Below are 6,343 nucleotides of genomic sequence, written 5' to 3'. Positions count from 1 at the left end.
CTCGAGGGCGCGGTCTTCAAGCCCGTCGCTGAGCAGCTGGTCCAGCTGTTTGCGGATTCGTTCACTCGGTGGTATCCTTTCCATGGCGTGTGGTCCTTTCTACCCTTCCGGGATGGTGATGGGTTCGTTCACCATAGTGTACCACACGCCGTTTGATTTTACAGGAGTATACTGCCATCACCCAAAGTGCATGAGATCAAGATAGAGTAATTAGTCATAGTAGTGGCTGTTGATACTGTGGAAAGAGGAGCCCTTTGGGAGTGCACGCACGACCAGTTGGGTTGCTGGTATAAACATATACAAAACTTGGTAGGTGGGGTGAAAGAGTTATCCGGTGGAGCGTGGAAAAGGGGCTAGTAACTGATCAAGGGAGATTTCTACCAGATATTGATTTTTCTACATGGATGACCATATAGGTTGTATTAGAGGTCTACACAAGGGAGGAATAAGGCACTAGCAAAAGGGAAAGTTGTCCACAAAAATCCAGAGAAATCCACAGTTTTAAACGAGTTATCCACAGAAATAATCGAGCAACTGTGGCCCCGGGCATTTCCACACACTTTATCGGTTATGATGACCGTTGTGTAGTCTCTCGCGAATGGTTAGGATATCCCGACGGACTTGATCATCGGTTTCTACCAACTCGCTGATCTTCTCACAGCCGTAGAGCACGGTGGTATGGTCGCGTCCCCCAAGTTCTTCCCCGATCTGTGGCAGTGACGCGGAGGCAATCTCTCTCGCCAGATACATAGCCACCTGGCGTGGGAGAACAATCCCTTTGTCGCGCCGACGGCCCCTCAGTTCTTCGGTGTCCACGTGATAATACTCAGCAACCAGATCCACGATCTGGGACAAGGTGACGTTTTCAGTGTGGTAGACCAGGTCCTGCAAAACCTCTTGCGCCAACTGCAGGTCCAACGGTCGACTCGTCATCTGCCCGTAGGCCACTACGCGATTGAGCGCACCTTCCATCTCACGAATATTGCCCTGGATCTTGCGCGCAATCAAATCGAGGACACTCTCCGGAACCGGCACAAGGTGTTTCTCTGCCTTGGAGCGCAGGATAGCAACACGGGTCTCAAAATCCGGAGGCTGGATATCGGCGATAAGACCCCATTCAAAGCGGGAGCGTAAACGCTCTTCCAAGGTGGGAATAGCCTTGGGAGGGCGATCCGAGGAAAGGACGATCTGGCGGTTGGCCTCGTGCAACGAGTTGAAAGTATGGAAGAATTCCTCTTGGGTAGCGTCTTTTCCAGCGATGAATTGGATATCATCAATGAGCAGAAGGCTAGCGTTGCGGTATTTGGCTCGGAATTCCTCCGTGGTTTGAGTGCGGATAGCGTTGATCAGGTCGTTGGTGAATCGCTCGGATGAAACGTAGAGCGGGGATAGATTCCGATCCAAGACGGCATTACCGATGGCATGTAGTAAGTGTGTCTTCCCTAGCCCCACTCCTCCATAAATGAAAAGTGGGTTGTAAGCCTCTGCGGGTCTCTCGGCGACGGCGAGCGCCGCCGCATGGGCTAAGCGGTTCGAACTACCCACAATGAATGAATCGAACGTGTACTCCGGTTTCAGGGCAGTTGGTGCAGATGTTGACTTAGGTCGGCTGCGCGCGGTCTCTTTCTCGACGAGCAAAGGGGATGAAGTCCCTTTTGCCTTCTTGCGGCCGGAGGAAGTTCGTCGCGGTTGCACTGTAAACTTGATTTCAACGCTATGACCCACTATGGCTGTTAGGGTGCGTTTGATAGTGGTGTGCAGCCGGTTTGTGAGCCAGTCTTTGGCGTAAGCGTTGGGCACGCCAATGATGAAAGTTCCGTCCTCATAAGAATACAGGAATGTGTTCTTTAGCCAAGTATCGAAAGTTGCTTTAGTTAATTGGAGTTGGAGTTCTCCCAGGGCAGCATGCCAGATTCGTTCAGCATCCGGCATATTCATAGCAACCTCCAGCGCGGGAGCAATGAAGCTCACTGTGAACCTGCTTGGTTTTGAGACATTTACGTACAGACAGTAAAGTAGTGCTTCCCGGCCTATAAAGACGAGAGGCCCGGAAAGCGTCTAAGCCGAAATCGGGGAAACAGTAACGGCTCTGACCTTGGGCGGGCGTTGCTTTGGGGAACTACGAGGATTTGAATGGACCTACTTCACTGTAGGTCATTGTTTGAACGCCCAATGATCATTTCTATTAAAACCATTTTATCAGAAACCGTCATTTCGCGCAAGGTTCACATTGTGGTGGGTGTGCAGGGATAGCAGATACAACTCATAGGGGTTTGCGATAGTCTTATCTCTACCGCCAGTGGTTCATCAAATAATCTGACCTGCGTGAGGGGACACCTACGGCGCGAAAGTTTTAAGGTTGATTTTCGTGCTTTCAACCGTTCAAAAAACCGGACGATATAGACTCACAGGTGGTGCGATCTGACCAGTTTCCGCAATGCCTCCGCTGTGGGTTCTATACGGTATGGTTCCCCCACCGCTTTCATTGCGCTGGCAATATCCTTTAGCCCGTTGCCTGTGACTATCACTACTATCTTGTCCCCCGGGTCAACCTGACCATCACGCAGCATCTTCTGCAAACCAGCAAAACCTGTTGCTCCGGCGGGCTCAGCAAACACTGCTGCCTCACGCGCCAGGATGCGCATGGCATCCAGAATCTCCTCATCGCTCACAGTCACATAGCGCCCACCAGACTCGCGTACCGCGCGCAAGGCTTTGATGCGGTCGCGAGGGATACCCACGCTGATGCTATCAGCCAAAGTGTGGGGCACGATGGGCTCGATCTCCTCCGTGCCCGACTGCCAAGCCTTGAATAGCACTGCGGATCCTTCGGCTTGCACGCCGATGAGTTGGGGTATTTTATCAATGAAGTCTAGGGCCAGCAGATCGCGCAGCCCTTTCCATAGCCCGCCGATGATGCATCCGTCGCCGACCGAGACGAAAATCTTGTCTGGTGCTTCCCATCCCAGTTGCTCACATACCTCTAGTGCCGCTGTTTTCTTTCCTTCCGAGAGGTAAGGGTTAAAGGCCGTGTTTCGGCTGTACCAGCCGTATTCAGCAGTGGCAGCCAGACAGAGATCGAAGGCTTGGTCGTAATTGCCCTGTACCATGATCACTGTCGCGCCGAAGATGAGGAGTTGTGCTACCTTGGCCTGTGGCGCAGTTTCGGGGACGAAGATGATGGTGCGCTGCCCGACACTGGCCGCTACACCCGCTAGTGAAGAAGCCGCGTTGCCTGTCGAGGCGGCAGTGATCACCTCTGCGCCCAATTCGTGTGCTTTGATCACGCCCACAGCACTGGCACGGTCTTTAAACGAGGCAGTGGCCTGTCGGCCATCGTCCTTGATGTACAGATGAGGCAGGCCCAGTTGCACACCCAATCGCCTGGTATGATAAAGTGGCGTCCAACCGATTTGCAAAGGCGGGGCGAGGGTCCGATCAGCAATGGGAAGCAAATCAGCATAACGCCAAATGGAATAATCGCGGTTGGCAGCCAGTTTCTCCCTGCTCAATCGTTGGCGGATGAGGTCATAGTCATAAATAACATCGAGGATGCCCTCAGCACCATGTTTGGGGCAGACGTAGCGAACTTCGTCTGCCCCATATTCTGCTCCGCAGATCACGCAGCGCAAACCGAGAACGTGGTCCACGAGGCCCCTCCTTTTCACGCGGAAAGTGCATCGGAGACGATCCACTCAGTGCTATGGGATGATATGTGTGCCCGTTTCCCCCAACAGCGCACGTTCGATATTCTCTGGCGAGGTGATAATGGCTTTTTTCCCACCGGCTTCCAGAAACCAAATGATGGCCTCGATTTTCGGTAGCATACTACCTTTGGCAAAGTGACCTTCGGCTATGTATTTCTTGGCCTCCGCGACAGTCATTTGGTCAATCCATTTCTGGTTTGGCTTCCCATAATTCAAAGCCACTTTCTCCACCGCTGTGGAGATCAGGAAGAGGTCAGCGTGTATGCTGCGTGCCAGGAGCGATGAAGCGTAGTCCTTGTCAATGACTGCCTCCACGCCAACCAGGTTGCCTTTTTCATCCTCAATTACCGGAATGCCCCCACCTCCCACGGTAATGACCACAAAGCCGGCATTGATGAGGTTCTGGACGGCGTCCAACTCAATAACCCGCCGCGGCAAAGGCGAGGGCACGACCCTTCGCCAGCCGCGCCCTGCATCCTCCACCACATTCCACCCTTCTTTCTCAGCCCGTTCTTTGGCCGTGCTCTCATCCATGAAGGAGCCAATGGGTTTGGTGGGGTTCTGAAAGGCCGGGTCGTGTTTGTCTACCAGAACCTGGGTGACAACGGTAGCGGCCTCCTTTTTCATACCGCGTCGGAGAAACTCATTGTACAGGTTTTGCTGGAGCATGTAGCCGATGGCCCCCTGGGTGTCGGCACCACAGAAGTCTAACGGCACTTCGTGTAGTTCGTGCCGGGCTAATTCTGAGCGGCGCAGGATGAAGCCGACCTGGGGTCCATTGCCATGCCCGATAGCCACGTTCCACCCCTGCTCGATCATGCCCGCGATATGGATACAAGTCTCGTGAGCCGCGGCGTATTGGTCAGGCACGGTCTGGTGATCCTTGTCTTTGATCAGCGAGTTGCCACCAATAGCAACAACCGCAACATTTCCTCCCATTGTGAATCACTCCTCTGAATTGTGATGTAGTTGCTGGCTATAGATTAATGTCGCCCATTGTCAAGGCCATAATCGCCTTCTGCACATGTAGGCGATTCTCGGCTACATCGTAGATCACAGAGCGCGGCCCGCTTGCTACCTCGTCTGTCACCTCGCGGCCGCGGTCAATGGGCATCGGGTGAGTGAACAGAGCATTGTCGGTCAGTGCCATTTTCTCCGCATCGCAGACCCACTGCGGGTACTTTAAGGCCTTTTCAATCTCCTCCTGCTTGTGGAACTGGCCATCGCGGTAGGCGTTGGGACTCATCCAGTGGCGTGAATAAACCACGTGTGCTCCCACGTAGCCCTCGCGCACGTCGTGGGTGATGGTGAAACGGGCCTTGTTGGCTGCGCAATTTTGTTTTGTCCACTCGATGACTTGGGGGTCTAGGTCGTAGCCTTCGGGGTAAGCAAGTGTGACATCCATCCCGAAGCGAGAACCGATGAGCAGGGCCTCTTGTACCGAACACCAGGAGCGCGCTAATGCGCCGTGCCCCCACGTCACCAGCAAGTTTTTGCCTTTGAGGTTCTCTCCCAAGTGCTCACGCCACCCCATGATATCGGCCAATCCCTGGCAAGGGTGGTATTTGTCATGGGCCATCGAGATCACGGGGATCGTGCACCAATGAGCATATTCACGGATGAGTTCATCGCCAGCGCCGTAATAAGGAATTTTGTCCTCCAGAATGCGGATGCCCAGGCCCGCTGCGTAACGGCTCATTACCTTGGCCGCATCCTCCACCGTTTCACCGGCGGTGGTCGCCGTCTTCAAGCGCATTGCCCCCGGTTCCAGAAATTGGGCGTGCCCACCCAATTCTGTAGCAGCACACTCAAAGGATTGGCGTGTGCGCACGGAGGGATTGTAGAAGAACATGAAAAAAGTCTTGCGTTCCAAGCAGCTGTTCAGGCGATGCGTATACCGCTGTTGCTTCATCTCGGCGGCCAGATCTAAAACCGCTTGCAGTTCCTCAATTGACCACTCTTGCGTGCAAATCAAGTCTTTACCGTGTAGATCCATGGCCTTTCCTCCTCCCATTTGGTTCACTTGAGGTCTCTATTTTCCTCAGCGTTCGGCAGTGAATCCATAGTGCCCGATGGACTCACCTGTACGGCGGTATTCCCGGCTGTGAAGCGTGAACGAGGTGATCTGATCAAAATGGAGTTTGCCCGCACTGTTCAGTATATTTTCGTCGGCATGAACTGCTACGATCTCGGCGATGAAGAAGTCATGCGTGCCAAGGGGCAAGATTTGCCGCACCTGGCACTCCACATTGATCGGACATTGCTGGATGAGTGGTGCCCTCACCACAGAGCCAGGCATCGCGGTCAAACCCGTCAGCGCAAACTTATCCACGTCGCGCCCTGATACCATGCCGCATTGGTCAGCCACTCGCACCATGTCGGCAGTGGGTATATTGACTACAAATTCGCCGCTCCTCTTGATGAGACCATAGGAATAACGACTCGGCCGCACACCGATAGCAAGCATAGGTGGATCCGAGCAGGTTGTGCCGGTCCAAGCGATGGTGATGATATTAGGCCTTTCCATAGTCCCACAAGAGACCAGCACCACTGGGGCCGGGTAAAGGACAGTGCTAGGCTTCAGTTTAGTTTTTGTCATCGGTTATACCACTATTTGGAGAGTTGGAGTGGGTGGG

5 protein-coding genes are annotated in these 6,343 nt (G+C 53.6%); all 5 read right to left on the bottom strand.

Going from position 1 to position 6,343, the window contains the following annotated elements; genetic code table 11:
- Positions 1–561: 561 nt before the first annotated feature.
- The 5 genes from dnaA to H5T64_09335 all read right to left on the bottom strand — a co-directional run bounded on the left by dnaA (position 562) and on the right by H5T64_09335 (position 6,306).
- Entirely contained in the window at positions 562–1,938 is a 1,377-nt protein-coding gene (dnaA, locus tag H5T64_09355; GenBank protein MBC7264541.1) for a chromosomal replication initiator protein DnaA, read from the bottom strand.
- 467 nt (positions 1,939–2,405) lie between these two features.
- Positions 2,406–3,650 (bottom strand): threonine synthase, encoded by a 1,245-nt coding sequence (locus tag H5T64_09350; protein MBC7264540.1) that lies wholly within the window; start codon positions 3,648–3,650, stop codon positions 2,406–2,408.
- Positions 3,651–3,701: 51 nt separating this feature from the next.
- Positions 3,702–4,646, bottom strand: coding sequence for a carbamate kinase (gene arcC / locus H5T64_09345; GenBank protein MBC7264539.1), 945 nt, complete (start codon positions 4,644–4,646; stop codon positions 3,702–3,704).
- 37 nt (positions 4,647–4,683) lie between these two features.
- The gene (locus H5T64_09340) at positions 4,684–5,703 is read right to left on the bottom strand and encodes an ornithine carbamoyltransferase (protein ID MBC7264538.1); all 1,020 of its coding nucleotides are present in this window, start codon (positions 5,701–5,703) and stop codon (positions 4,684–4,686) included.
- A gap of 45 nt (positions 5,704–5,748) precedes the next feature.
- The gene (locus H5T64_09335; protein ID MBC7264537.1) at positions 5,749–6,306 is read right to left on the bottom strand and encodes a flavin reductase family protein; all 558 of its coding nucleotides are present in this window, start codon (positions 6,304–6,306) and stop codon (positions 5,749–5,751) included.
- Positions 6,307–6,343: the final 37 nt, after the last annotated feature.

The organism is Chloroflexota bacterium, from assembly GCA_014360825.1.
Classification (GTDB): domain Bacteria; phylum Chloroflexota; class Anaerolineae; order UBA2200; family JACIWT01; genus JACIWT01.
This window is presented reverse-complemented; position numbering and strand designations above follow the sequence as displayed.

Excerpts from the sequence above, each read along its gene's own strand:
- dnaA (MBC7264541.1), bottom strand. The coding sequence starts at position 1,938 with ATGAATATGCCGGATGCTGAACGAATCTGGCATGCTGCCCTGGGAGAA.
- arcC (MBC7264539.1), bottom strand. The coding sequence starts at position 4,646 with ATGGGAGGAAATGTTGCGGTTGTTGCTATTGGTGGCAACTCGCTGATC.
- H5T64_09340 (MBC7264538.1), bottom strand. The coding sequence starts at position 5,703 with ATGGATCTACACGGTAAAGACTTGATTTGCACGCAAGAGTGGTCAATT.
- H5T64_09335 (MBC7264537.1), bottom strand. The coding sequence starts at position 6,306 with ATGACAAAAACTAAACTGAAGCCTAGCACTGTCCTTTACCCGGCCCCA.